This window comes from Domibacillus mangrovi, assembly GCF_001906925.1.
Classification (GTDB): Bacteria; Bacillota; Bacilli; order Bacillales; family Domibacillaceae; genus Domibacillus; species Domibacillus mangrovi.
The window spans coordinates 170,832-196,782 of the sequence record NZ_MRWQ01000004.1 but is presented as its reverse complement, the minus strand read 5'-3'; the positions used below and the strand labels follow the sequence as shown (position 1 = coordinate 196,782).

Genomic DNA, 25,951 nt, shown 5'->3' with positions numbered 1-25,951 from the left:
CTCGATTTTTTTATAATTAAAGTGGTGGGTTTTGATGGCATTTCCGGCAAACCGGGTAATACGAATCATTGCCCCCAATTTGAATTTGTTCACCGGTATACACCGGTTTCCCCGCTCCGTCCACACGCAAATTCATCGTCGCTTTCCGCTCGCAAAACCAACAGATTGTCTTCATTTCTTCTACTTTGTCGGCGTAAATCAACATATATTTACTACCTTCAAACAATTCATTTTGAAAATCATTTTTCAAACCGAACCCCATAACGGGAATATTCAATTCATCCACAATCTGTGAAAGCTGCAAAACATGCTCTTTTAATAAAAACTGAACTTCATCAATTAAAATACACGACGGATTTGATTCATTTGTACGTACATCTTCAAATATATTCGTTTCATTGAAAATAGGTAAAGCTTGACGACGTAGCCCGATTCGGCTTGAAATATAGCCGATTTCATCACGTGTATCGAGACTGGATGTGAAAAGAAGTACTGATTTATTTTGTTCTTCATAGTTGTGTGCAACTTTTAAAATTTCAATCGATTTGCCGCTGTTCATTGCACCATATTTAAAAAATAACTGGGCCATAATTGTTCGGTCCTCCGTTTTTTTGTACAAAAAAAACGGGCAAGCAGTGTAGCACTCCTCGCCCGTTTTTGTCTATCATTATCTTGCTTCATCTTTAAGGCCGTATTTTTTGTTGAAACGATCCACACGTCCACCTGCGTCAGCAAATTTCTGACGTCCAGTATAGAATGGGTGGCATTCAGAACAAACCTCTACGCGAATATCTTCTTTTACAGAACCCGTTACGAATTCGTTACCGCACGCACATTTAACTTGTGCTGTTTTGTAGTTAGGATGAATTCCTGCTTGCATGTCTTTTCTCTCCTTCCGCCCTGAGTCATTCCGAAACAGAGTATTATATGAATAAGCACAATTGATTTATGCTTTTCTTTCGTACACACTAAAACAGTATATCAGGGTATTACTCATTTCGCAAATTATTTTCACAGCATTTTTTTGGAATTACCATTTTTCTTTATTTCAGCAAGCAGCTGGCTTATAAAGTCTTCATTGCTCTTCGTTTGACGCAAACGGCGAAGTATTTTTTCCGCAAGGTCCGGTGCATCAGACATCGTTTTACGAATTGCCCATACAATTTCAAGCTGTTCTTTGCCAATAAGAAGTTCTTCTTTTCGTGTGCCGGAGCGGCGAATGTCGATTGCCGGGAAAATACGCCGTTCAGCGAGCGAACGATCTAGATGAAGCTCCATGTTACCCGTTCCTTTAAATTCTTCATAAATGACATCATCCATTCGCGAACCGGTATCAACAAGCGCTGTTGCAAGAATCGTTAAGCTACCGCCTTCTTCAATATTACGGGCTGCACCGAAAAAACGCTTTGGACGATGAAACGCAGCCGGATCAATACCACCCGAAAGCGTTCGTCCACTTGGCGGGATAACCAAATTGTAGGCACGGGCGAGACGGGTAATCGAATCCATCAGAATCACGACGTCGCGCTTATGTTCGACGAGTCGCATCGCCCGTTCAAGTACAAGTTCCGATACTTTAATATGATTTTCAGGCACTTCGTCAAATGTAGAACTGACGACTTCTGCCTGCACCGAACGTTCAATGTCTGTGACTTCTTCTGGGCGCTCATCAATTAACAGGACGATTAATTCTGCTTCTGGATGATTTTTTGAAATTGAATTGGCAATCTCTTTTAACAGCATCGTTTTCCCTGCTTTTGGCGGTGCCACAATTAATCCACGTTGACCGAAGCCAACTGGCGAAACGAGATCCATAATACGTGTCGATACATGTTTTGATTCTGTTTCAAGCATGATCTGACGGTCTGGATAGAGTGGTGTCAACGCTGGGAAATGAACGCGTTCCTTCGCAGATTCCGGATCGTCACCATTCACAGCTTCTACGTGCAAAAGACCGTAATACCGTTCATTTTCTTTCGGCGGGCGTACTTTTCCGGATACTTTATCACCGTTACGTAAATCAAAGCGGCGAATTTGCGAAGCAGAAATGTAAATGTCTTCTGAACTCGCTGAATAATTGATGGGGCGAAGGAAGCCAAAACCTTCCGATTGAATAATTTCAAGCACGCCTTCCATAAAGAAGAAGCCCTGCTGTTCAGCTCGTGCTTTTAAAATCGCAAAAATAAGTTCTTTTTTAGTCATTTTGCTATAGTACGATATTTTATATGTTTTAGCGAGTTCATATAATTCCTTCAGTTTTAAATTTTCAAGATGGTTAATTGTTAATTCTTCCATTAAGGCACCACACTTTATTAGATTGATTTTTTTAAGAGGAAGGAACAGCTCGTTGGTCGTAGTCGTGAAGCAATTGTTCAGTGGTTTGTTCAGATCAAATAAAACAGCGGAGAACCGGACCGGTTGCACCGCTGTTGGTTAAAAGAAGAAACGACTTCTTATCATTTAAACACAAGATTCGGTTTTTTGCTTAAACTGTGACGGCCGTCAATGAAACGGACGGTTCCGGATTTTGCGCGCATAACAATTGAATGCGTTTCTGCATACGTTCCTTTAAATTGAACACCGCGTAAAAGCTCACCATCCGTTACACCAGTTGCTGCAAAAATAGCGTCATCACCACGGACAAGGTCTTCCATGCGAAGCACTTTGTTCACATCAAGACCCATTCTTTTGCACCGCTCCAGCTCTGCATCATTTTGCGGCAATAAACGGCCTTGAATTTCACCACCAAGCGCTTTTAATGCAACCGCTGAAATAACGCCTTCCGGTGCACCACCCGAGCCAAACAAAATATCAACACCCGTTAGATCAAACGCTGTATTAATTGCACCTGCAACATCACCATCATTAATGAGTTTAATACGTGCGCCGGCTTCACGGAGTTCTTCGATAATACGCTCGTGACGATCGCGATATAAAATCGTCGCCACAACGTCTTCAATGTTTTTATTTTTCGCTTTTGCAACTGCTTTCAAATTGTCTATGATAGAGGCATTAATATCGATTTGACCGACTGCTTCCGGTCCAACTGCGATTTTATCCATATACATGTCAGGCGCATGCAGAAGATTTCCACCATCTGCTACTGCAAGAACTGCGAGGGCGTTCCATCCACCTGCCGCAACAATATTCGTACCTTCAAGCGGGTCAACTGCTACATCAACACGAGGACCATAGCCTGTACCGAGTTTTTCACCAATGTACAGCATCGGCGCTTCATCCATTTCTCCTTCGCCGATGACAACCGTTCCTTTCATCGGAATCGTATCAAATACATCACGCATAGCAGATGTTGCTGCGCCGTCTGCTTCATCTTTTAACCCGCGGCCCATCCAGCGCGCAGAAGCTAATCCCGCAGCCTCAGTGACACGGACAAGTTCCATTGATAAACTTCTTTCCATAGCTCTTTTCCTCCTGTATGACAAGCATTCAGCAAATTAGTATAACTAATTGCTACTTATATTGTAACACATTTGGAGAATATGCTTAGAATTATTATGAGCTTTTTATTTCTTCAAGCTCTTCTTTCGACATTTCTTCACGCCATATATTGGCGCCTAACGCTGTCAGCTTTTCTGTTAAACCGCTATAGCCCCGGTCAATATGTTCAAGGCCGGTCACTTCTGTCACGCCATCGGCCATAAGTCCGGCAAGAACGAGTGCAGCTCCTGCTCGCAGATCGCTCGCTTTCACGTTCGCTCCCTGCAGCTGAACCGGGCCATTTATAATCGCTGATCGGCCTTCCGTTTTCACATTGGCTCCCATTCGCCGCAGCTCATCAATGTGTTTAAATCGGGCGGGATAAATCGTATCCGTAATAATGGCCGAACCAGATGCTTTCGTCAAAAGTGACGTGAATGGCTGCTGTAAATCAGTTGGAAATCCTGGATAGACGAGCGTTTTAATATCAACTGTTTTCAACACATCCGCTTTCCCGACAAAAATGCGTTCTTCACCAAGTTCAATGGGTACATTCATTTCACGAAGTTTCGCCGTTAATGACTCCATATGGAGGGGGATGACATTATCGATGATGACACCTTCACCTACAGCTGCAGCCATAATCATAAACGTTCCTGCTTCAATACGGTCCGGAATAATCGTATGACGGCACCCATGAAGCTGCTTCACACCATCAATGCGAATGATATCGGTTCCAGCACCTTTAATCTTTGCTCCCATATTGGACAACAATGTCGCCACATCAATAATTTCTGGCTCCTTAGCAGCATTTTCAATAATCGTTTGCCCTTTAGCCCGAACTGCCGCCAGCATAATATTAATGGTTGCACCGACACTGACAACGTCTAAATAAATGCGAGCTCCGCGCAATTCCTTCGCACGCAAATAAATCGCACCTTGTTCATTCGTCACTTCCGCGCCAAGCGCTTCAAATCCTTTAATATGCTGATCAATCGGACGAGGTCCTAAATGACAGCCACCTGGAAGACCAACGACCGCTTTATTAAAACGGCCGAGCATCGCGCCCATTAAATAATAAGAAGCACGCAGTTTTTTCACTTTCCCGTTTGGAAGCGGCATCGCCGTCATCTTCTTCGGGTCAATCTGCATGACACCATCTTCAAACGTCACATCGCCGCCAATTTCTTCAAGAAGTCCTTTTAACATATGAATATCTGAAATATCCGGCAATCCTTCAATCGTAATCGGCGACTCCGCTAAAATAGCAGCCGGTACAAGAGCGACAGCGCTATTTTTTGCGCCGTCTACTTTGACCGTCCCTTTTAAAGAGTATCCGCCTTTAATTTTTAATTTTTCCATTCTGTACTCCCTTCTTCCTGTATAAACGGAAAGCGGGAAAGCTTTCTTGATAGTTCTAGTTTGCCTAGTTTAACCTATATAAATTCGTCTCATGTACATTATTATTTAGCTTCGCGTTTTTCCCAGTCAGCCAGAAATCCTTCAATCCCTTTATCTGTCAATGGATGGTTGAATAATTGCTGAAGCAGTTTCAATGGTGCTGTTACAATGTGAGCACCTTTGAGTGCAGCGGCTGTTACGTGCTGTGAGTGACGAGCAGATGCCGCAATAATTTCTGATTCAATATCGTGAATGGCAAAAATGTCAGCAATTGTTTCAACTAAGTCAAGTCCATTGTGTCCGATATCATCAAGACGGCCAAGGAATGGGGATACGTATGTTGCACCTGCACGGGCTGCCATCAATGCTTGATTCGCACTGAAAATAAGTGTCACGTTCGTTTTAATGCCTTCTTTTGAAAAAACGGCGACGGCTTTCAAACCCTCCGGTGTCATCGGTACTTTTACTATAATATTTGGCGCAATTTTAGCCAGTTCACGGCCTTCTTGAATCATACCTTCCGCATCAAGTGCAATGACTTCCGCGCTTACAGGACCACTGACGATCTCCGTAATTTCCCGAATCCGATCGTGGAAAGACACATTTTCTTTCGCCACAATCGATGGATTTGTTGTTACACCTGACAAAATACCCCATGAGTGTGCTTCGCGAATTTCGTCCACATTTGCTGTATCAATAAAAAATTTCATTATATTTTCCTCTTTTCATGTTGTTAATATATACACGCAACAACCGCCTTTTCTTTCAAAAGAGGCGGTTACCATGTATATTTCAATTGTGCTGCAAAAGAAAATTATTAAGCCTGACCTGCAGAACCAAATTCGCGCATTTTCCCTTTAACTGTTTCTTTAATCGCTTCGCGTGCAGGTCCGAGATATTTACGCGGATCATACTCTTCCGGTTTCGCCGCCAGAGTTTCACGAACTGCTTTCGCAGATGAAATTTGATTTTCTGTATTTACATTAATCTTTGCTGTACCAAGAGAAATCGCACGTTCAATGTCTTTTGTCGGGATTCCAGTACCGCCGTGAAGAACGAGTGGTATACCAGTCAATTCCATTACTTCTTTCATACGGTCGAAACCTAGGTTCGGTTCACCTTTGTAAGGACCATGGACAGATCCAAGTGCCGGAGCGAAGCAGTCAACACCTGTTTCACGAACAAGTTGATCGCACTCAGATGGAATAGCATACATTGCATCTGCATCGTCAACGACAAGATCATCTTCCTGACCACCGATACGTCCGAGTTCTGCTTCAACGGAAACGCCGTGGAAATGAGCAAGCTCGACCACTTTTTTTGTTAATGCAATGTTTTCTTCCAGTGGATGATGTGAACCATCAATCATAACAGATGTGAAGCCTGCTTGAATCGCTTTTGCACAGCTTTCATAGCTCGAACCGTGATCAAGGTGAATGGCTACAGGAACAGTTACGCCGTATTCTTCGATCAATTCTTTTACCATTGCCACGATTAATTTAAAACCGCCCATGTAACGTGCTGCGCCTTCAGATACACCAAGGATAACAGGCGACTTTTCTTCTTCAGCCGCCTGCAAAATTGCTTGAGTAAACTCAAGGTTATTTAAGTTGAATTGCCCCACAGCATATTTCTCTTTTTTCGCTGTGTTTAACATTTCGGTCATGGATACTAACGGCATTACTTTTTCCTCCTCTACGGGCATTAATCGCTTCATAAAAAAACCACAATAATATCATACCAAATTCATCTTTTTATTACCAACACTAAAGTAGGTTATTCCTTTAATCAATCAGATGATCTTTGACCGTTTTACGAATATCATCAATATCAAACGGTTTCGGCACATGCATGATTGCACCAATGTTTTTTGCTTCTTGAATCATATCAAGTTCTCCATATGCTGTCATAATAATCGCCCGGATATTAGGATTATCCGCCTTCATTTGTTTTAAAATCTCAATTCCATCCATGCCCGGAATTTTCATATCGAGCAACACAAGATCAGGATTTTGTTCTTTTGCCAATTTTACTGCTTCTGGCCCGTTTGCAGCCTGTAATGTATCATATCCTTCTTTTTTTAACACTTCATTCAATAAAATGCGAATGCCATATTGGTCGTCAACAATTAAAATGTTTGCTGTCACTGTATTTTCCCCCTGTACTTTTGCTTCCGTTCTTTTTCACACGTTCTACATACATTCTCCATTTCTCTTCAAATTCCTTCCTGCTTCCTGCTTCCTTCATTTTGTTGTAAATACTATACTAGAGAAAAAGGAATAGGTGATACGTTTGTCAAAAATGTTTATGACACAGCTGACCGGTTTATTGAAGCGGATTAGTGAAAAAGAAGAATTTCCAATTGAAGATGCAGGTCGCTTACTTGCTCAAGGATTAATTAGCGAAGGGATTTTATATATTAAAGGCTTCGGTGAAATGGCTGTCATTGAAAAAGAAGCGATAGACGGTGCAGAAACGTTGAGCCGCATTCAATGCTGGACACCTTCTATTCAATTGTCAGAAGCAGACCGCGTATTGATCGCTTCACGATTTGCTGATGACCTAGGAGCGATAGAACTGGCAAAAAAATTAGCGGCTAAGGGTATTCCATTTGCAGCTATTGCCTCAAAACGAGAAGAGTCCGGCATCGAGGGATTAGCAGATGCGTTTATCGATATGCGACTGACGAAAGGACTTTTGCCCGATGATGAAGGCGGGCGGACCGGATTCCCTTCTTCGATCGTCGGACTATATACGTATTTTTTATTAAAAATGACGATTGAAGAAATTATGAGCGAATACGTATAATAGTGAAGCGCCGACCAATTATTCCTGACATTTATTAAAAAAATCCCGCCGATAAGTTGTCGGACGGGATTTTTGACTCGCAGTGTACGCTAACAAAGGCGTAGCAATTAATGACGCGATCTTTGCCTTTGAATTCTTATTGGTTTTCGATTGCTGCTTTAATGAATTGCTTGAACAATGGCTGCGGGCGTGTCGGACGGGATTTAAATTCCGGGTGAAACTGCGCTGCTACGAACCATGGGTGCTCTGCCAGTTCAATGATTTCAACGAGACGTCCATCCGGACTTGTGCCCGAGAAGATGAAGCCTTTTTCCTCCATTTTCTCACGGAATTCGTTGTTGAATTCATAACGGTGACGGTGACGTTCGTAAACGATCTCCTCATTATACGCTTCATATGCACGTGTACCTTGCTGTAATTTACATGCATATAAACCGAGACGAAGTGTACCGCCGAGGTCTTCGATATCTTTTTGCTCTGGCAAAAGATCGATAATCGGGTACAGTGTGTCTGGACAAATTTCAGCCGAATGTGCATCATCTAATTTCAGTACATTACGCGCATATTCGATTGACGCAAGCTGCATACCAAGGCAAATGCCGAAAAACGGTACATTGTTTTCGCGTGCATATTTAATGGCCTCAAGTTTTCCATCGATACCTCGATCGCCAAAGCCTCCCGGTACAAGAATACCGTCTGCGTCTTTTAAACGATCTGCTACATTATCCTCTGTAATTTCAGCTGAATTTACCCAGTCAATTTCCACATCCGCATCAAACTGATAGCCGGCATGCTTCAAAGACTCCGCAACTGAAATATAGGCATCCTGCAGTTCCACATACTTACCGACGAGAGCAATCCGCGTCTTATTCGACAAATTGCGTACTTTATGAACGAGGGCATTCCACTCAGTCATGTCTGCATCATGGCACTGTACCTTCAAAAGACGGCAAACAAGGTCGTCCATTTTTTGATTTTGTAGCATAATTGGCACAGCATAAAGTGTGTCCGCATCTGGACATTCAATAACGGCCTCTTTTGCAATATCACAGAAAAGAGCAAGTTTGTCTTTCATGTCCTGTGAAATCGGCATCTCGGTCCGTACAACAATAATGTTTGGCTGAATACCAAGGCTTCGAAGCTCTTTTACGCTATGCTGCGTCGGCTTCGTTTTCATTTCACCAGCCGCTTTCAAATATGGGATCAGCGTACAGTGAATGTATAGCACGTTATCCTGGCCGACATCGCTTTTAATTTGGCGAATGGCTTCAAGAAACGGAAGTGACTCAATATCGCCGACCGTGCCGCCAATTTCTGTAATGACAACGTCTGCACCTGATTCTTTACCTGCACGAAAAACGCGCTCTTTAATTTCATTCGTAATGTGCGGGATTACCTGCACCGTGCCACCCAAATATTCACCGCGGCGTTCTTTCCGAATGACGGACGAATATACTTTACCTGTTGTAATGTTGCTTAGTTTCGTCAAATTAATATCGATGAAACGCTCGTAGTGACCAAGATCAAGATCCGTTTCCGCACCGTCATCTGTAACGAATACTTCACCGTGCTGATATGGGCTCATTGTGCCTGGGTCTACGTTAATGTATGGATCAAACTTTTGAATAAATACTTTTAAACCGCGATTTTTAAGTAAACGGCCGAGTGATGCAGCTGTAATTCCTTTTCCGAGTGATGATACAACGCCACCTGTCACGAAAATATATTTTGTCAAAGTGAAAATATCCTCCTTCAATACTTCTGTTTTATCATAAAGTGAAACTTCATTCAGTGGGGTATTCTTCTCCCCCACTGAATGTTAGTTGAACCAATCGGGCTTTTACGGGCAGTTGATCCCAAACGAAGCCTTCTTTTCTTACCAAAGCCTTGAAATAGGAGTCTTACTGCCCGTTAATGCGGGATAAAAATACAAAAAACGCTCCGCTTACTTCTCAGTAAGAGGAGCGTTATAGACTAATGTCATTTCGTCTCATAAAAGAGCCCAAATAAAATACTACAATTCGCCGATGAAATAGTCAAGCGAAGATTAAAAGTTATTTATCGTCGAGATTGTATTCGTCTTCAGCGCCTTCCTCTTCTTCAAATTCATCGTCGTCTTCAATTTCAGGATCAACTTCAATGACAATGTCTTCTTCATCGTCTTCTTCAATGTCTTCATCCAAATCTTCTTCATCGAGATCGATATCTTCTTCTACTTCATCAAAGTCTTCTTCATCGAAGTCCTCGATTTCATCATCTTCAATCAGTTCTTCTTCAAAATCTTCTATTACTGCTTTTTTCGCCTTTTTCTTACGCGTTTTCACAGGTGCATTCGTCGTTTCTTCTTCCAGTTTTTCAACCGGGTACCACGCACGAAGACCCCAACGGTTTTCTCCTAATGATAAAAAACTTCCATCAACGTTTAAATCTGTATAAAATTGAACCATACGCGATTTCACTTCAGTATCTGAAACGCCAAGATGCTTTTGAATGTTTGACAGTAGTTCTTTAAATGTGATCGGTTCCCGCTTATCAGCAAGAATTAAATGTGCCAGTTCAAGGAATGACATTTCTTTTATTTGTTCTTTGGAATATTGTTGCAAACTCACCATTCGCACTTCCCTTCTCTATTTGCACGCCCAAAAAGAGCAAAACGTTTTTGGCATATTCCCCATTATAAACAAAAAATATGGCTGCATGCCATATTTATGTGATGATTTCTGCTTTTTTTCCGGTTGAAGCCGCTGAATGGTCGATTCGCTGTCCTACTTTATGGTTTTTCGAACGCCCATGATACGCCCTATATGCTTTGTAGAAGAAAAAAATAGAGAGGAGAAGGAATGGAACTGCTCCAAATTGATTTAAATAAAACCAGTATGTAATTGTAGCTATGGTTATCAGTACTGCGCATTGAATGACACGTTTCAAGCCTTCACATCCCCTCAATCGACATTTTCTTTCATTTTACTCCTTTAATGTATTACATAGATATCGTAATTGTAAATTTTCTTAATAAGTATTCCCTTTCCATGTAAAATATACTCTAATTTTTCAAATAGAAGATACAGTAACTGTATGTGACACTGTCAGATGTGAAGAAGCACATGTGAATGCAGACAGAATAATGCGCACAGACAGAGATTTACGATAAAAATAAGGTGAGCCCGCTCTCAAAAATGAGAGCGGGCTTTTTTTAATTGCTTGTTTTGTATCCGTTTATACCGATAAAAAGCAGATCGGTCTGCAAGTTGATGTATTCATCAAGCGAGAATGATTCTTGTATCATCCATCTCTGAGAGTTCCACATTTGTCCTTGATTAAAAATATTGAGCGCCAAAATATGGACTTTTTTTTCATCCAATTCAAGCACATCGCGGTCAACACAGCGTTGAATGAGCGCTTCCATCATCGACACCACTTCTACTTCTTTTTTCAGGACATATGGCAACACATCTTTTGACAGCGACTTTACTTCCTGATGCATGACGAGCACTTCATCTTGCATTTCATCCATTACTCGAAAGTAATACGCAATGCCGAGCTGCAAACTCTCAAGAGTCCCCTGCTCAAAATCAATTTGCTTCAGCCGTTCTTTCACTTGATCATAAATGCTGTCACAGACAAGATATAAAACATCTTCTTTCGTACGTATGTATTCATACATTGTACCAATGCTGAAGCCCGATGCTTTCGCAATTTCACGTGTTGTCGTCCGGTGGAACCCTTTTTGTTTAAATAATTGAACAGCGCCGCGAATCATTTCCGAGCGCCGTTTTTCAATCAATTGTATGTCTTTAACAGAAGCATGCACTTGCCTTCTTTTTTCTGTCATTTTATTCCGTCTCCTTGCTCCATCAACATTCTTTTATAAGGTAATTACGTCCATTTCTTTTAACTCTGCTTCATTTTTATTTTAACAGGTGTTTGCTAATAACGATTCGCTGAATTTCTGACGTACCTTCATAAATTTGCGTCACTTTTGCATCACGGAAATACCGCTCGGCTGGATAGTCTTTTGTATAACCATATCCGCCTAAAATTTGAACGCATTCAATAGATATATCAACCGCTGCTTGCGATGCAAATAGTTTGGCCATCGAAGCTTCTTTCCCGCATGGCTGTCCGTTTGAACGAAGACTTGCTGCCTTATAGACGAATAGTCGGGCTGCTTGAGCAGCCGTTTCCATATCAGCCAGTTTGAACGCAATCGCTTGCTGCTGCGCAATGGATTGGCCAAATTGATGACGTTCTTTTGCATAAGCGGCCGCTGTTTCAAAAGCAGCTTCGGCAATCCCGAGCGCCTGGGCGGCGATACCAATCCGTCCCCCATCGAGATTAGCCATCGCAATTTTAAACCCGTCACCTTCCCCGCCGATTAAGTTCTCAGCCGGTATAATCATATCTTCAAATGACAACTGCACCGTACGCGATCCGTGAAGTCCCATCTTCCGCTCATCTTTACCAATGATGAGTCCTGCCATATCTTTTTCAACGATAAAAGCAGAAATACCATGTTCTGTTTTCGCAAATACAATATACGTATCAGCCACACCGCCATTTGTAACGAACGCCTTTGAACCATTCATCACGTAATGATTTTCTTTTTTCACCGCTGTCGTTTTTAATGATGCCGCGTCGGACCCAGAAGATGGCTCAGTTAAACAAAAGGCGCCGAGCCATTCGCCGGAAGCGAGTTTCGTTACATACTTTTCTTTTTGCTCGTCTGTTCCATATAATAAAATTGGATTTGTACCGACCGATGTGTGCACGGATAAAATAACCCCCACCGCCGCACTCACCTTAGACAACTCTTCAATGGCAATCACGCATGACGTAAAATCCATTTCGCTGCCTCCGTATTTGGCCGGTACTGTGATCCCCATCAATCCGATTGTCGCCATCTTATTGACAATCTCTCGTGGAAACTCCCCTGCTTCCATTCGCTCTACAAACGGTGCCACTTCTTTTTCGGCAAAGTCCCTCACCATTTTCCGTAGCATATTATGCTCATCTGTCAGCTGAACATTCATCCGAATCGCCTCCGCTTATTCGTATATGTAGAATCCGCGCCCTGCTTTTTTCCCAAGCCAACCCGCTTTTACATATTTCCTGAGCAGCGGGCATGGCCTGTATTTATCATCACCAAACCCTTCATGCAAAATTTCCATAACAGACAAACACGTATCGAGGCCAATAAAATCAGCGAGTTTAATCGGCCCCATTGGATGATTCATCCCGAGCTTGATCACATCATCAATGGCTTCCTTCGTCGCTACTCCTTCATAGAGCGTATATATCGCTTCATTAATCATTGGCATGAGGATACGATTGGACACAAATCCCGGGAAGTCATTCACTTCCACCGGCACTTTCCCGAGCTTTTTCGTGAGATCCTCAATCTTTTTATACACATCATCTGCTGTCGCCAAACCTCTAATGATCTCTACTAGCTTCATCACCGGGACCGGGTTCATAAAATGCATTCCGATGACTTTTTCTGGCCGGTCCGTCGCCGCCGCAATTTCCGTAATCGGCAGCGACGACGTATTCGATGCAAGTATTGTATGATCAGGTGTGATTTCATCCAACTGCGCAAAAATATTCCGCTTGATGTCCATGTTCTCAACGACCGCTTCAATGACAATGTCCACTCCACCTGCATCCTGTATATCCGTTGACTTGTGAAGCCTTGCCAGAACAACTGATTTTTCAGATTCACTCATCCGTCCTTTTTCAACTTGGCGAGTGATATTGTTAAAAATGATCTGAAGACCGCGTTCAATGTGTTCCGGTTTCAGGTCATGAAGAAGCACATCATAGCCCGCCTGCGCACAAACCTGTGCAATCCCCGATCCCATCTGACCCGCACCAATCACCATGATTCTTTTTAATTTCATTGTGCAATCTCCCTTTTCATGCTGATTTGATTCACTTGATTATGCACTTATTTCTTCTTTTCCACCGCAAATCGATTTCTCAAGCAATTCTGCAACATCATATGTGGCGACTTGCTCTTCTACTTCCTTCGCTTTCGTTCCATCGGAAATCATCGTCAAGCAGAACGGGCAGCCGGAGCTAATCACAGATGGGCTCACAGCTAGTGCCTGCTCTGTACGGGCGACGTTGATTCGATGGCCAGTGTTTTCTTCCATCCACATCATTCCACCGCCGGCACCGCAGCACATGCCATTCTGACGGTTACGCTTCATTTCCACAAGCTGCACGCCCGGGATCGCTTTCAATATTTCTCGTGGCGGATCGTATACATCATTGTAGCGGCCAAGATAACATGAATCATGGAATGTAATCGTTTCATTCACCTCATAACGCGGTTTCAATCGTCCTTCTTTCACGAGCTGATCAAGAAGTTCAGTATGATGATACACATCCGCTTTATATCCAAAATCTGGATATTCATTTTTAAAGATATTGTATGCATGCGGATCGATTGTCACGATTTTTTTTACATCATTTTTCTCGAATTCGGCAATGTTCGCTGCCGACAGCTCTTGGAATAAAAATTCATTTCCTAAACGGCGTGGTGTATCACCCGAATTTTTTTCTTTATTGCCAAGAATGGCAAACGACACACCGGCTTCATTCATCAGTTTAGCAAATGACAAGGCAATTTTTTGACTTCGGCTGTCAAACGCGCCCATTGAACCAACCCAAAATAAATAGTCTGGTTTACTATTTTCTCTTTGCATTTCTTTAATCGTTGGAATATGAACATCATCACGTAGTTCACGCCATTTTTCTTTATCTTTCCGGTTCAACCCCCACGGATTGCCCTGACGCTCAATGTATTGCATAGCACGCTTGGCATCCGGATTCATTTTACCTTCAGTCAGAACAAGATAGCGGCGCAAGTCAATAATTTTATCGACGTGCTCGTTCATAACCGGGCACTGGTCCTCACAGTTTCGACACGTCGTACATGCCCAGATTTCTTCTTCTGTGATGACGTCCCCGATCATCGAAGGGCTGTATAGATCAATGCCTTTTGCAATTTGATTCCCTCGTGTCTCTGTAAAAGCAAACGCTGGAACCCAGGGCTGCTTCCTCGTTACAACTGCACCGGTCATAGTCAAATGATCGCGCAATTTGATGATTAAATCCATTGGCGACAGCATTTTACCGGTGCCGGTCGCCGGACACATATTTGTACAGCGCCCACATTCCACGCACGCATAAAAGTCAATCATTTGCGTCTGCGTAAAGTCTTGAATTTTCCCTGCACCGAATGATTCCTGCGTTTCATCTTCGAAATCAATTTTCCTGAGCGTACCAGCTTTATTTAACCGGTGTAAATAGGTGTTGATTGGACCAGCAATTAAATGCGCATGTTTCGATTGCGGCACGTATACGAGGAACGCGAGCAAGACGAATAAGTGAATCCACCACATCATATAAAATAAAGCAATGACAAATGCCTGTGGCAGACTAGCGAATAGGACCGCAACAGCTGACACCGCCGGCTCCATCCATGTGAATTGAACATTTTCCTTGTGCCAGATAAGGTCCATAGCATTGCCTGCAAGAACTGATACCATAAGCGACCCAATAAAAATCAGCACAAGTCCATTTTTCCATCCGCGCTTCAATCGAACGAGCTTTTCAATGTAGCGACGGTAAAAGGCCCAGATCACAGCAACAATAATGGTAAGTGTTACAATTTCCTGAAAAAATGTAAAGGGTTCGTAAAAAGGACCCAGCGGCAAATGCGCTCCCGGTACAATTCCCTTCATAATAAAATCGATAGCACCGAACTGTACAAGCAGGAATCCATAAAAAAACATCACGTGAATCGTACCGCTCTTTTTATCTTTTAATAGTTTTTTTTGGCCAAATACATTGACGATAATAGTACGGATTCGTTCATCCTTTTTCCGTTCAAATTCTTCTTTTTTACCAAGCTTTATAAATGCGTAGCGTGTTTTCAATAAATAAACGAATAACCATACTGCGTAAGCGATTACAAAAGTAGCAGCGATTAAATTAAGCCAAAGTAACCCATTCATAACCGTGCACTTCCTTTCCCGAAATATCCCCCTTTTAATTACTCTTATCCTATTATATGAATGAGCATTCAGTCAAGAACCTTTTAAAGAAACTTCTCTTATTTCATATAGAAACCCTTTTACGGAAGTACAGGCAGGCTGTTTAACATCTACAAAGATATTTAAGCTATGCAATGACGCAAAAAAGCTGCTAGGAAAGACATCCCAGCAACTTTCTATTCATATTTACATTTTTTCAGGAGCAGATACACCGATTAAGGAAAATGCATTTTTCATTGTAATTTGTACTGATTTTACGAGAGCAAGGCGAGCTTTTGACACGGCTTCCTTATCTTTGTCAATAACCTTCTCCGCTCCGTAAAAGCTGTGGAATGCAGATGCGAGTTCCTGTATGTAGTTTGTAATGCGATGCGGAAGTCGTTTTTCAGCAGACTCGGCCACTACTTGCGGGAAGTCACCAACTTTTTTCAGCAGATCGATTTCTTTTTCGGCTGTCAAAAGAGATACGTCTGCATCCATGGATACATCAAGTCCCTGCTCCGCTGCCTGGCGTAAAATGCTCGAAATACGCGCATGTGCGTACTGCGCATAATAAACTGGATTTTCATTCGATTGTGAGACAGCAAGGTCAAGATCAAAGTCTAAATGTGTGTCGCCGCTGCGCATAACAAAGAAATAACGTACTGCATCAAGACCGACCTCTTCTACAAGTTCACGCATTGTGACAGCTTTCCCCGTCCGCTTGCTCATTTTCATTTTTTCGCCGTCTTTGTACAGCTGTACCATTTGAATGATTTCAACTTCTAATTGATCCGGGTTGATGCCGAGTGCTTCAACAGCCGCTTTCATCCGTGGTATGTAACCATGGTGATCGGCTCCCCAAATATTGATTACTTTTTTATAGCCGCGCTCAAATTTATCTTTATGATACGCAATATCAGGTGTTAAATACGTGTATGTACCATCCTGTTTGCGAAGAACACGATCTTTATCATCGCTAAATGTTGTCGAACGGAACCAAACCGCTCCTTCTTCTTCATATACGTGGCCATTCTCGCGAAGTGCGTCGAGCGCTTCGTCAATTTTGCCGTTTTCGTACAACGATGTTTCCGAATACCATACATCGAATTTGACACGGAAATCAGCGAGATCTTTTTGTAACTTAGCCAATTCGTACTTCAAACCGTGTTTACGGAACGCTTTGTAGCGGTCTTCTTCTGACATATTTGCGAATTTATCGCCAAATTCTTCTGCGAGTTCTTTTCCAATACCGATGATGTCTTTACCGTGATAGCCGTCTTCAGGCATTGCTTTATCTTGACCAAGCGCCTGGAAATACCGAGCTTCAACAGATACAGCAAGGTTGTGTATCTGATTGCCTGCGTCATTAATATAATATTCACGTGTCACATCGTAGCCGGATTTTTCGAGCACATTGCACAAAGAATCACCGACGGATGCTCCGCGGGCATGACCAAGATGGAGGTCGCCTGTTGGATTAGCTGATACAAATTCAACTTGCACTTTTTCGTTATTACCAGCGTTTGATTCACCGTACCGTTCACCTGCTGATAGAACAGATGGCACAAGATCCGTTAAGTAGCTGTTGTTCATATAAAAGTTAATAAACCCAGGGCCTGCGATATCGATTTTTTCGATTGAGCCTTTTGATAAGTCGATATTTTCTTGAATGATATCTGCGATTTGACGAGGTGCCTTTTTCGCTATTCGAGCGAGCTGCATAGCCATATTCGTTGAATAGTCGCCATGCGCTTTATCTTTCGGCGTTTCGAGAGTGACCGCGGGAATTTCATTTTCTGCGGCAAGTCCTGCTTTCAACACAGCTGCTTTAATTTCTTCTTTCAACTGCGTCTGCATTTGTTCTGCAATGTTCACAATTGTTCCTCCAGTTCGTAATAAATATTCATCGTATACGTGCCGACCGGGTCGCCCTGCATGAGCAACTTGTACGTGAGCAGCGCCTGTCCGGTACCTATGTCGTTTATTTCGTGTGTGAAATTTATTGTTTCCGTCGTGATCAGCAAGGTGCCATACTGACTTTCATATGAACCGTTTAGTTGCTCGCCCTGTTCAAAGATCATCCGCATTTTCAGCGCGCCACTTCGTAAAATTAACGCACTTTCTTCGGCCAGCTTTACGATTGTGTGCACGACACCTTCATCCTGCACCTCGTCATATTTTAAAAACGTGGAGCCACCTTTTTTAAAGAGCTGTCCGAACAGTGACAATTCAAATGTTTCATTCTCTCCTTCGTGCTCCACATCCGTCTTTACTTTGATTTTCACCGGCATCTGCTCGTCTGTCACGCCGAATCACTTCCTTTTTCAGTGTGTATTTATTTTATCATAGAAAGGCCGGCTGCAGAAATCTTGTTTTTCATCCGTAATTGATCCCGCATTAACGGGCAGTAAGACCCCCGCTTCAAGATTTCTAAAAAAGAAGGATAAGCGGGGAACACATACTAAGATCGTCACGTCCTGTGACAACGTCTGCATGATTCCCATCCTGTGAACCTAACCCTTATCGAATGAAGTTTCACTTTATTTCGAATATGGTGAAATGTTGTTGCCCCTGGAACAAAAAGAACGTCCGGTTCAATTCCGGACGCTCCCCTATTATTTAAAAGAAACCAAGCAGCATTTCCCGAATGAGTTTTGATGCGGTATTCGCGGTTTGTTCGGAGTTGTCATAAATCGGTGCGACTTCAACAAGATCAGCGCCGACGACACTCACATCTGATCCAGCAATCGCATGGATCGATGCAAGTAGCTCTTTCGACGTGATGCCTCCGCAGTCAACTGTGCCTGTGCCCGGTGCATGTGCTGGGTCCAGAACATCGATATCGATCGTGACGTAAACCGGACGTCCTGCAAGTGTTGGCAATATTTCTTTTAATGGTTCAAGTACTTCAAACTTTGAAATATGCATGCCATTTTCTTTTGCCCACTGAAATTCTTCTTTCATCCCTGAACGGATGCCGAATGAATACACATTTGACGGCCCGATATGTTCTGCGATTTTGCGAATTGGCGTTGAATGTGATAATGGTTCACCTTCATATTCCACGCGCAAATCAGTATGTGCATCAAAATGAATAATCGCGAGATCTTTGTATTTTTTTGCTACAGCTTTCATAACCGGCCACGAAACGAGATGCTCGCCGCCCATGCCAAGCGGTTTTTTGCCGGCATCCAGAAGGCCATCAATATATTCTTCAATGATATCAAGACTGCGCTGTGCATTGCCGAACGGAAGCGGAATATCGCCTGCATCAAAATAAGCGACTTCTTCCAGTTCACGTTCTAAATATAAACTGTATTCTTCCAGGCCAATTGACACTTCTCGAATACGGGTCGGACCGAAACGGGAGCCGGGACGGTAGCTGACTGTCCAATCCATTGGCATACCGTACAACACAACATCGCTGTCTTCATAAGACGTCTGTGTACCGATAAAAACATTTCCTGAATACGCTTCATCAAATCGCATGATTATGTCAACTCCTGTACAAATTTCGGCAATACAAAGCACGCTTTATGCAGTTCCTTCGTGTAATACTTCGTTTCGATGTCAAAGAAGCGATTGTCTTCCACAGCGAGCGGATCGTGTTTTTTCGAACCGATCGTGAAGCACCAAAGGCCACTCGGATACGTTGGAATGTTTGCTGTGTATAGTCGTGTAATCGGGAAAATTTCTTTCACATCGGCCTGCACTTGACGGATCAAATCAGCTTTAAACCACGGATTATCGCATTGCGCGACGAAAATACCGTCTTCTTTCAATGCTTTTGAAATTCCGGCATAAAAACCTTTCGTAAATAAATTCACCGCAGGACCGACTGGCTCCGTTGAATCAACCATGATCACGTCATACTCTTGCTCCGATTCAGCAATGTGCATAAAACCGTCGCCAACTTTCACTTCGACCCGCGGATTTTCAAGCTCGCCTGCAATTTCAGGCAAGTATATTTTTGAGTACTCGATTACTTTTCCATCGATTTCAGCTAATGTCGCTTTTTTCACAGATGGATGCTTTAACACTTCGCGGATCACGCCGCCATCACCACCGCCGACAACAAGAACATTTTCCGGATTCGGATGTGTGAAAAGTGGTACGTGCGCCACCATTTCATGATATACGAATTCATCGCGCTGGCTTGTCATGACCATGCCGTCTAAAAACAGCATATTGCCCCATTCTTCTGTTTCAGCCATTTCTAAATATTGAAATTCAGTCTGTTCTGTATGCAAAGTACGTTTCACTTTCATCGTGATACCGTAATGGTCTGTCTGCTTTTCTGTATACCATAATTCACTCATGAGCTTCATCCCTTCTCTTTCAAGACTTACGGAAAAAAGTATAGAACAATTTAATGCAAATGCCTAGTGAATTTTGTGGAAAGATGTTTAAAAATATGGAATTGTTTTCATACTAAAGATATTAATGAATAAGGAGGCCGCTTTAATGAAAAAATGGATCAAGTGGATCGGGGTTGGGATGATCGTATTGATAAGCGCCGCGGCTATTGTTTTATACGCGTTGTCCGCTGCTGGACCACCAGATACAACCGTTTCACGCTCAACCATTTTTTATGCGGCCGATGGAACGAAAGCATCAGAAGTACACACCGGCGAAAAACGTTACTGGGTGAAATTGGATGACATTTCCCCTTCTGTCATGGATGCTGTTATTGCGATTGAAGATAAACAGTTTTACCATCATTTTGGACTTGATCTAAAAAGAATTGCCGGTGCCCTTATTGCCGACATGAAAGCGATGGCTAAAGTGCAAGGCGCAAGCACCATTACTCAGCAGTATGCCCGAAATGTATTTTTAACACACGACAAAACATGGTCTAGGAAGGTGAAAGAAGCGTGGTATGCGACCCGGCTTGAACTTTTCTACACAAAAGATGAAATTTTAGAAGGCTATTTAAACACTGTTTATTTTGGGCATGGTGCGTATGGGATAGAAGCGGCTTCACGCTTTTATTTTAACAAATCCGCGGATGAATTAACGACTTCTGAAGCGGCCTTACTCATCGGCATACCAAAAGGCCCGTCCATTTATTCACCGCTCGTTTCGCGTAAAAAAGCAGAAGACAGACGGCGGCTTATTTTATCGGAAATGAACTTGCCTGAAAAAGAATATGCAGATGCAATCGCTGAAGTCCCCGACATTACAGGCGCATTTACCGATAACAAAACGACCGCACCATATTTTATCGATGCTGTGCGTGCTGAATTAGAATCGCTCGGTTTTCGTGAACAGAGCGGCTTAAAGGTATACACAACGCTCAACCCCACTCATCAAAAAGCAGCGGATGAAGCGATTGCGAACGGCATTGCTTCTGGCGCCAAAGTTGAAGCAGCTCTCGTGTCCATTAACCCATCGAACCACTTTGTCACAGCGCTGTCAGGCGGGCGCGATTACAGTGTAAGTCCATTTAATCGGGCTGTGCAGGCTGTTCGGCAGCCTGGATCGCTTATGAAGCCATTTTTATATTATGCAGCTCTTGAAAATGGGTTTACACCAGTGACGATGCGAAAAAGTGAACCGACGACATTTAATGAAACATATAAGCCAAAAAATTTTAACAGTCAATATGCTGAACGTAATGTAACAATGGCTGAAGCGCTCGCTGTATCAGATAATATTTATGCGGTTAAAACAAATATGCTACTCGGTCCGGAGACACTTGCGAAGACAGCCAAACAATTTGGCATGACGTCAAAGCTCGAACCGGTCCCATCACTTGCGCTGGGTACGTCAGGTGTATCAGTTTTGGACATGACAAATGCGTATTCATCAATTGCATCAGGTGGCTTTTACAGCAAGCCGGTGTTCATTACAAAAGTGGAAAGTACAGATGGAGTCGTGCTGTACAAGTATAAAAAGAAAGTAGAACAGCGGTTTGATGAGAAGAAAATTGGGGTGTTAACACATATGATGACCGGTATGTTTGACGGGGCAATGAGCGACTATGCCAGGCCTACAGGCGCTACTATGACAGACAAATTAACACGGCCGTATGCCGGGAAATCAGGCTCCACTCCATTTGATTATTGGATGGCTGGTTTTACGCCGTCCGCCGTCTCAGTCGTCTGGACTGGCTATGATGACGGAGCGGAAATTACGAAAACGGAAGACCGTTCACGTGCGAAAATCATCTGGGCCGATTATATGGAACAGATTCATGAAGGGAAAAAACCCGTGTTGTTCACACGCCCTGACGGATTGACAGCAGTAGCGGTCGATTTAAAAAGCGGTAAATTAGCATCTGAAGATTGTCCGGACGGGCATTTAATTTTGTTTGAAAGCGGCACAGAACCTGACCAATCGTGCCCGCCCACTGGCAAAAATGATAAAGAGCTTCTATTTCCGGACCTGCCTGATTGGTTCCGATGACATGCAAAAGCCCGGGGGTGCTGTCCCCGGGCGTTTTGCATGTCCTAGCTTATGCAATATATGCATTACGTTCAGTTTACTTTTTTTCACGAAGTCCGGCAACAGAAGAAAGCCGAAATCTAAAACGTTCATTTTTTCGACACATTTACGGTGTTTTATCCTACAAACAAGCCGTTTTTCAATTCTTCAGACGAACGCGCCCAAAAATCGGCATTATGTGAAATGAGGAACTCGCGCAAAATCCCTTTTGATTTATCATCCATATCTCGGACAATAATATGGCGCTTCAAAGATTTATCCATCCGGTTTACGTGTTCAGGGAGCGACTTGTAGCCGCGGCGAATGTCTCGGTTTATTGTCATTTCACATGCTGCCACACCCGCATAATAAGGCCCCTCTTCATTCCGATCCACCGTCACCCACACGAGCCAGTACAATTTTGCATCCGGTACTTCTTCTTTCACTTTTAAAAATTTAATCCCTTTTTCCACGGCACTGCGGGCATGCATCGCACCGATGTCAATATGAGCTGAACCTTCTTCCACGTCAACGATCACGGGTGACATATGTTCTAAACTTAGCGCTCCTTGTCCAAATCCTTTATGACCGTCTGTTGGATCATTTTTAATAATATTAAATCCAACTTTTTTCTTTTTTTCCATAAATCATTCTCCTTTTATAAAAATAAACTAAAGATCGACTGAAAACCACCGATGACAGCCGGTATCGCTACACTAAAAATCGGCTGAATCGTAAACCGATCAAGCGGTGTAAAAACTAAAATTAAAAATATCAACACACCATACTGCTCATACTGCGTCATTTTCACGCGTATATGCGGCGGCGCAAGATCTTCAATAATTCGATAACCATCAAGCGGCGGAAACGGCAACAAGTTAAAGACGAATAACAGTACATTCAGCCAGACCATCATGTTAAGAAGCTGAACAAAAAATACAGGCGCACTGCCAATTGTAAAAAATAAAAGCCCTGTCGCAATAAATGCAATAAGAAAGTTGCTAAGTGGACCAGCTAGTGACACGAGCACTCCCGCCAGTTTCGGGTTGCGGAAATTTCGGCGATTTACTGGCACAGGACGCGCCCAGCCAAACCCAGCAATTAAAATAAATATCGTCCCGATCGGATCAAGATGGTGCACTGGGTTAAGTGTCAACCTGCCCTGATCTTTCGCCGTATCGTCACCAAATTTATAGGCTGTGTATGCATGTGCAAATTCATGCACCGTAAACGCGACGAGCAAGGAAATGATAACAAACGGCATTTGTTCAAGTTCAAATGCTAAAAAACCTGCTGAGAAATTTTCCAATTATGAGTCTCCTTTTAGTATGGGATAATTCAGTTATACTGACGGCGGGATTATGACCTCTAGTGGCTGGATTTCAAGCTCGTGATGGCGGAATAACACCTAATTACTGGAGAATCCCACCACCACTTCTTATAATCCAGCCGTCACTTCCTGTAAATCTCTAAAATGTTTCTAATCTTCCTTTTCACTGTCCTGTTCGATGATTCATCGCGCAGCAAGTCCACCGGAAAATACAATTTATGATCCGTTCGCCGCTTGCCCGAAATCGCCTTCATAATTTCAGACCGGGTCGATAGCTCCTGCAGCGTAACATCATCTTTCATTAACAAATAAATCGGCTGCCGCTCGGATTCAATGCCTGGCCGGTAAAAATCATACGGCAAATCGGATGACGAATCGTGAACGAGATAATAATCCGGATCAATGCCCGCTCTTCGGAACAACTCTTCCAACTCTGTATACTTCTGTGTCTCTTCTGTTGGATCAAACTCGATGTATTTAAACAAATTCCGGTTCATAAACCGGCTGCACAAATCACGTAAAATCGCATCCTCTTCTTCCTGCCACACCTGAAAATAAAACATAACAACTGATTCATCCAACTTCAGGTAGTCTATGAGTGTGCATTCTCCGTCAAACAAAGACTTGAAATGAACCGGCTCATGCGCAAATGAATAGCCTTCTTCGTACAACTCTTTCGCTCTATGCAACGTTTTTGAGAGCAGTACTTCTGCACTGCGTGTTACCGGATGAAAATAAACTTGCCAATACATTTGGTAGCGGCTCATAATGTAATCTTCCACAGCATGCATACCGCTCTGCTTAAAAACCGCCTGCTCCTCACGCGGCCGGATGACGCGCAAAATGCGCTCCATATCAAAACGACCATAACTGACACCTGTAAAATACGCATCCCGCTGCAAATAATCCATCCGATCGGCATCTATCTGACTCGAAATTAAACTCACAACCAATTTATTTTCATATGTTTTATTTATGACAGCCGCAACTTTTTCTGGAAAGTCATGACCCACTTTTGACAAAACACGGTTTATATCTGTCTCACCAAGTACAATGAGTTTCGTATATTCCTCATGATCAAGCCCGAACACTTTTTCAAATGAATGCGAAAACGGACCATGGCCGACATCATGTAAAAGCGCTGCGCATAAGCTTAACAATCGATCATCTAAATTCCATTCTGGCCGGCCATGAAACACGTCATCGACAATGCGGCGCACAATTTCATACACGCCGAGCGAATGATTAAACCGGCTATGTTCGGCCCCATGAAACGTAAAATAGGTCGTTCCAAGCTGACGGATTCGGCGCAGCCGCTGAAACTCTTTTGTTCCAATTAAATCCCATATAACGGTATCCCGCACATGTACATACCGGTGAACGGGGTCTTTGAACACTTTCTCTTCTTTCAACTTCTGCTTCGCGTAACTCATAACCTGCCTCCCACCACTCCCTTTTTTTGTCCATTATAACGGAAATTCACATCTTTATGGGAAAATGTGCACGATGGTATGCATATACTGTTAAATATATAAAAAAATCACCTCATTCAAAAGAAAAGGTGATTATGTTTACAACTTTAGTTTTTTAAAAATTTTTTCCATAAGCTCATCTTCTGTCAGTGCCGCAACCGGACGATTGTTTACAAATGCAAACGTCTTCTTACGGCCAGGCCCGCAGTATGACTGACATTTCACATCAATCGCCGCCTCTGGATCGAGTTTTTGTAGCTTTGGAATCAATGTTTTAAGGTCGACTGCCTGGCAGTCATCGCAAACACGAAATTCATTCGCCATTTAAAACATTCCTTTCTCTTGCATTCAACCGGTATTTTACATGGAAAAAAGCGTGTTTGCAAGCTTTCAATCTTCTTCATGCAATCTGTATAAAATGTGCCTTCTCTGGCCATCCTTATTTTTAAAGACTATTTCCAAAACTATTTCTTAAAGGAGAGATGATTCAAATGAAAATTCGTCAAGATGCCTGGTCTGAAGAAAATGATTTGCTGCTTGCTGAAACCGTTCTCCGACACGTGCGCGAAGGCAGCACACAGTTAAATGCATTTGAAGAAGTCGGCGATGAACTGAACCGAACGTCTGCCGCCTGCGGTTTTCGGTGGAATGCTGTCGTTCGCCAACAATACGAGAAAGCACTCAGCCTCGCAAAAAAGCAGCGTAAACAAAGAAGCCGGACACTAGAGAAAAAAGCGCTTTATGCGCCGCCAACAGAAGGAATTAACATGATAGATGTCATCGCTTATTTACAAAGCATGGAATCCATTGATCTGCTAAAAGCAGAAAACGAGAGACTACGTTCCGAAAATGAACAACTGCAAAATAAGTTGAATCAAATCGAACAGTCTTCAGAAATCATGCAGGAAGACTATGAAACATTAATGAAAATTATGAACCGTGCCCGCAAATTCGTGGCACTCGATGATGAAGCACCTGCCGTTACATTCAAAATGGAACGAAACGGCAACTTAGAAAAAGTAGCTGAGTAGCTG

26 protein-coding genes are annotated in these 25,951 nt (G+C 42.9%); 3 read left to right on the top strand and 23 right to left on the bottom strand.

What is annotated here, in order from left to right; all coding sequences use genetic code 11:
• Positions 1–16 precede the first annotated feature (16 nt).
• From BLL40_RS04470 to BLL40_RS04435, 8 genes are all read right to left on the bottom strand, one after another.
• Positions 17–589 carry a thymidine kinase gene (locus BLL40_RS04470; RefSeq protein WP_073710720.1) on the bottom strand — a complete coding sequence of 191 codons (573 nt, stop codon included), beginning with the start codon at positions 587–589 and terminating at the stop codon, positions 17–19.
• 78 nt (positions 590–667) lie between these two features.
• The gene (rpmE, locus tag BLL40_RS04465; RefSeq protein ID WP_073710719.1) at positions 668–880 is read right to left on the bottom strand and encodes a 50S ribosomal protein L31; all 213 of its coding nucleotides are present in this window, start codon (positions 878–880) and stop codon (positions 668–670) included.
• A gap of 131 nt (positions 881–1,011) precedes the next feature.
• The gene (gene rho / locus BLL40_RS04460) at positions 1,012–2,295 is read right to left on the bottom strand and encodes a transcription termination factor Rho (RefSeq protein WP_073710718.1); all 1,284 of its coding nucleotides are present in this window, start codon (positions 2,293–2,295) and stop codon (positions 1,012–1,014) included.
• 161 nt (positions 2,296–2,456) lie between these two features.
• Positions 2,457–3,419, bottom strand: coding sequence for a class II fructose-bisphosphatase (gene glpX, locus BLL40_RS04455; protein WP_073710717.1), 963 nt, complete (start codon positions 3,417–3,419; stop codon positions 2,457–2,459).
• A gap of 94 nt (positions 3,420–3,513) precedes the next feature.
• Entirely contained in the window at positions 3,514–4,800 is a 1,287-nt protein-coding gene (locus BLL40_RS04450; RefSeq protein WP_073710716.1) for a UDP-N-acetylglucosamine 1-carboxyvinyltransferase, read from the bottom strand.
• 101 nt (positions 4,801–4,901) lie between these two features.
• Positions 4,902–5,549 (bottom strand): fructose-6-phosphate aldolase, encoded by a 648-nt coding sequence (fsa, locus tag BLL40_RS04445; RefSeq protein WP_073710715.1) that lies wholly within the window; start codon positions 5,547–5,549, stop codon positions 4,902–4,904.
• Between the two features lie 107 nt (positions 5,550–5,656).
• Positions 5,657–6,520, bottom strand: a complete 864-nt coding sequence (locus BLL40_RS04440) for a class II fructose-bisphosphate aldolase (protein WP_073710714.1) — start codon at positions 6,518–6,520, stop codon at positions 5,657–5,659.
• Between the two features lie 103 nt (positions 6,521–6,623).
• Positions 6,624–6,986, bottom strand: coding sequence for a response regulator (locus tag BLL40_RS04435; protein WP_073710713.1), 363 nt, complete (start codon positions 6,984–6,986; stop codon positions 6,624–6,626).
• 154 nt (positions 6,987–7,140) lie between these two features.
• On the opposite strand from BLL40_RS04435, the gene BLL40_RS04430 reads away from it, so the two are divergent.
• Positions 7,141–7,647 carry a DUF2529 family protein gene (locus BLL40_RS04430; protein WP_173799896.1) on the top strand — a complete coding sequence of 169 codons (507 nt, stop codon included), beginning with the start codon at positions 7,141–7,143 and terminating at the stop codon, positions 7,645–7,647.
• 136 nt (positions 7,648–7,783) lie between these two features.
• Here the strand turns inward: BLL40_RS04430 and BLL40_RS04425 are convergent, their stop codons facing one another.
• The 11 genes from BLL40_RS04425 to speE form a co-directional block, all read right to left on the bottom strand.
• Positions 7,784–9,382, bottom strand: coding sequence for a CTP synthase (locus BLL40_RS04425; RefSeq protein WP_073710711.1), 1,599 nt, complete (start codon positions 9,380–9,382; stop codon positions 7,784–7,786).
• A gap of 319 nt (positions 9,383–9,701) precedes the next feature.
• Positions 9,702–10,259 (bottom strand): DNA-directed RNA polymerase subunit delta, encoded by a 558-nt coding sequence (rpoE, locus tag BLL40_RS04420; RefSeq protein WP_083566274.1) that lies wholly within the window; start codon positions 10,257–10,259, stop codon positions 9,702–9,704.
• A 94-nt stretch (positions 10,260–10,353) separates the two neighbouring features.
• Entirely contained in the window at positions 10,354–10,575 is a 222-nt protein-coding gene (locus BLL40_RS04415) for a hypothetical protein (protein ID WP_073710710.1), read from the bottom strand.
• 265 nt (positions 10,576–10,840) lie between these two features.
• Entirely contained in the window at positions 10,841–11,479 is a 639-nt protein-coding gene (locus BLL40_RS04410) for a TetR/AcrR family transcriptional regulator (RefSeq protein WP_073710709.1), read from the bottom strand.
• A 76-nt stretch (positions 11,480–11,555) separates the two neighbouring features.
• On the bottom strand, positions 11,556–12,677 hold the full coding sequence (locus tag BLL40_RS04405) for an acyl-CoA dehydrogenase (RefSeq protein WP_073710708.1): 1,122 nt from the start codon (positions 12,675–12,677) through the stop codon (positions 11,556–11,558).
• Positions 12,678–12,692: 15 nt separating this feature from the next.
• Complete coding sequence (locus tag BLL40_RS04400) at positions 12,693–13,544, bottom strand: 3-hydroxybutyryl-CoA dehydrogenase (protein WP_073710707.1); 852 nt, start codon at positions 13,542–13,544, stop codon at positions 12,693–12,695.
• Positions 13,545–13,583: 39 nt separating this feature from the next.
• Positions 13,584–15,668 (bottom strand): (Fe-S)-binding protein, encoded by a 2,085-nt coding sequence (locus tag BLL40_RS04395; protein ID WP_073710706.1) that lies wholly within the window; start codon positions 15,666–15,668, stop codon positions 13,584–13,586.
• Between the two features lie 225 nt (positions 15,669–15,893).
• Positions 15,894–17,564 (bottom strand): arginine--tRNA ligase, encoded by a 1,671-nt coding sequence (gene argS, locus BLL40_RS04390; RefSeq protein WP_073710705.1) that lies wholly within the window; start codon positions 17,562–17,564, stop codon positions 15,894–15,896.
• Complete coding sequence (locus BLL40_RS04385; protein ID WP_245797886.1) at positions 17,561–17,995, bottom strand: YwiB family protein; 435 nt, start codon at positions 17,993–17,995, stop codon at positions 17,561–17,563. The genes argS and BLL40_RS04385 overlap by 4 nt, the downstream gene beginning before the upstream one ends.
• A 313-nt stretch (positions 17,996–18,308) precedes the next feature.
• Positions 18,309–19,178: an agmatinase gene (speB, locus tag BLL40_RS04380; RefSeq protein WP_073710704.1), complete on the bottom strand. Its 870-nt coding sequence runs from the start codon at positions 19,176–19,178 to the stop codon at positions 18,309–18,311.
• Between the two features lie 2 nt (positions 19,179–19,180).
• The gene (gene speE / locus BLL40_RS04375) at positions 19,181–20,008 is read right to left on the bottom strand and encodes a polyamine aminopropyltransferase (protein ID WP_073710703.1); all 828 of its coding nucleotides are present in this window, start codon (positions 20,006–20,008) and stop codon (positions 19,181–19,183) included.
• 145 nt (positions 20,009–20,153) lie between these two features.
• On the opposite strand from speE, the gene BLL40_RS04370 reads away from it, so the two are divergent.
• Positions 20,154–22,097 (top strand): transglycosylase domain-containing protein, encoded by a 1,944-nt coding sequence (locus BLL40_RS04370; RefSeq protein WP_073710702.1) that lies wholly within the window; start codon positions 20,154–20,156, stop codon positions 22,095–22,097.
• 155 nt (positions 22,098–22,252) lie between these two features.
• On the opposite strand, the gene BLL40_RS04365 is transcribed toward BLL40_RS04370, so the two are convergent.
• The 4 genes from BLL40_RS04365 to BLL40_RS04350 all read right to left on the bottom strand — a co-directional run bounded on the left by BLL40_RS04365 (position 22,253) and on the right by BLL40_RS04350 (position 25,241).
• A complete protein-coding gene (locus BLL40_RS04365) occupies positions 22,253–22,759 on the bottom strand; it encodes a YwhD family protein (RefSeq protein ID WP_073710701.1) in 507 nt (168 codons plus the stop codon).
• 14 nt (positions 22,760–22,773) lie between these two features.
• Positions 22,774–23,379: a site-2 protease family protein gene (locus BLL40_RS04360; RefSeq protein ID WP_073710832.1), complete on the bottom strand. Its 606-nt coding sequence runs from the start codon at positions 23,377–23,379 to the stop codon at positions 22,774–22,776.
• Between the two features lie 188 nt (positions 23,380–23,567).
• Positions 23,568–24,878 (bottom strand): HD domain-containing protein, encoded by a 1,311-nt coding sequence (locus tag BLL40_RS04355; protein WP_073710700.1) that lies wholly within the window; start codon positions 24,876–24,878, stop codon positions 23,568–23,570.
• Positions 24,879–25,016: 138 nt separating this feature from the next.
• Positions 25,017–25,241 (bottom strand): YuzB family protein, encoded by a 225-nt coding sequence (locus BLL40_RS04350; protein ID WP_073710699.1) that lies wholly within the window; start codon positions 25,239–25,241, stop codon positions 25,017–25,019.
• Between the two features lie 167 nt (positions 25,242–25,408).
• On the opposite strand from BLL40_RS04350, the gene BLL40_RS04345 reads away from it, so the two are divergent.
• Positions 25,409–25,948, top strand: a complete 540-nt coding sequence (locus BLL40_RS04345) for an RsfA family transcriptional regulator (protein WP_073710698.1) — start codon at positions 25,409–25,411, stop codon at positions 25,946–25,948.
• Positions 25,949–25,951 lie beyond the last annotated feature (3 nt).

Excerpts from the sequence above, each read along its gene's own strand:
- BLL40_RS04470 (WP_073710720.1), bottom strand. The coding sequence starts at position 589 with ATGGCCCAGTTATTTTTTAAATATGGTGCAATGAACAGCGGCAAATCG.
- rpmE (WP_073710719.1), bottom strand. The coding sequence starts at position 880 with ATGCAAGCAGGAATTCATCCTAACTACAAAACAGCACAAGTTAAATGT.
- rho (WP_073710718.1), bottom strand. The coding sequence starts at position 2,295 with ATGGAAGAATTAACAATTAACCATCTTGAAAATTTAAAACTGAAGGAA.
- glpX (WP_073710717.1), bottom strand. The coding sequence starts at position 3,419 with ATGGAAAGAAGTTTATCAATGGAACTTGTCCGTGTCACTGAGGCTGCG.
- BLL40_RS04450 (WP_073710716.1), bottom strand. The coding sequence starts at position 4,800 with ATGGAAAAATTAAAAATTAAAGGCGGATACTCTTTAAAAGGGACGGTC.
- fsa (WP_073710715.1), bottom strand. The coding sequence starts at position 5,549 with ATGAAATTTTTTATTGATACAGCAAATGTGGACGAAATTCGCGAAGCA.
- BLL40_RS04440 (WP_073710714.1), bottom strand. The coding sequence starts at position 6,520 with ATGCCGTTAGTATCCATGACCGAAATGTTAAACACAGCGAAAAAAGAG.
- BLL40_RS04430 (WP_173799896.1), top strand. The coding sequence starts at position 7,141 with ATGTTTATGACACAGCTGACCGGTTTATTGAAGCGGATTAGTGAAAAA.
- rpoE (WP_083566274.1), bottom strand. The coding sequence starts at position 10,259 with ATGGTGAGTTTGCAACAATATTCCAAAGAACAAATAAAAGAAATGTCA.
- BLL40_RS04410 (WP_073710709.1), bottom strand. The coding sequence starts at position 11,479 with ATGACAGAAAAAAGAAGGCAAGTGCATGCTTCTGTTAAAGACATACAA.
- BLL40_RS04405 (WP_073710708.1), bottom strand. The coding sequence starts at position 12,677 with ATGAATGTTCAGCTGACAGATGAGCATAATATGCTACGGAAAATGGTG.
- BLL40_RS04400 (WP_073710707.1), bottom strand. The coding sequence starts at position 13,544 with ATGAAATTAAAAAGAATCATGGTGATTGGTGCGGGTCAGATGGGATCG.
- BLL40_RS04395 (WP_073710706.1), bottom strand. The coding sequence starts at position 15,668 with ATGAATGGGTTACTTTGGCTTAATTTAATCGCTGCTACTTTTGTAATC.
- speB (WP_073710704.1), bottom strand. The coding sequence starts at position 19,178 with ATGCGATTTGATGAAGCGTATTCAGGAAATGTTTTTATCGGTACACAG.
- speE (WP_073710703.1), bottom strand. The coding sequence starts at position 20,008 with ATGAGTGAATTATGGTATACAGAAAAGCAGACAGACCATTACGGTATC.
- BLL40_RS04370 (WP_073710702.1), top strand. The coding sequence starts at position 20,154 with ATGAAAAAATGGATCAAGTGGATCGGGGTTGGGATGATCGTATTGATA.
- BLL40_RS04365 (WP_073710701.1), bottom strand. The coding sequence starts at position 22,759 with ATGGAAAAAAAGAAAAAAGTTGGATTTAATATTATTAAAAATGATCCA.
- BLL40_RS04360 (WP_073710832.1), bottom strand. The coding sequence starts at position 23,379 with ATGCCGTTTGTTATCATTTCCTTGCTCGTCGCGTTTACGGTGCATGAA.
- BLL40_RS04355 (WP_073710700.1), bottom strand. The coding sequence starts at position 24,878 with ATGAGTTACGCGAAGCAGAAGTTGAAAGAAGAGAAAGTGTTCAAAGAC.
- BLL40_RS04350 (WP_073710699.1), bottom strand. The coding sequence starts at position 25,241 with ATGGCGAATGAATTTCGTGTTTGCGATGACTGCCAGGCAGTCGACCTT.
- BLL40_RS04345 (WP_073710698.1), top strand. The coding sequence starts at position 25,409 with ATGAAAATTCGTCAAGATGCCTGGTCTGAAGAAAATGATTTGCTGCTT.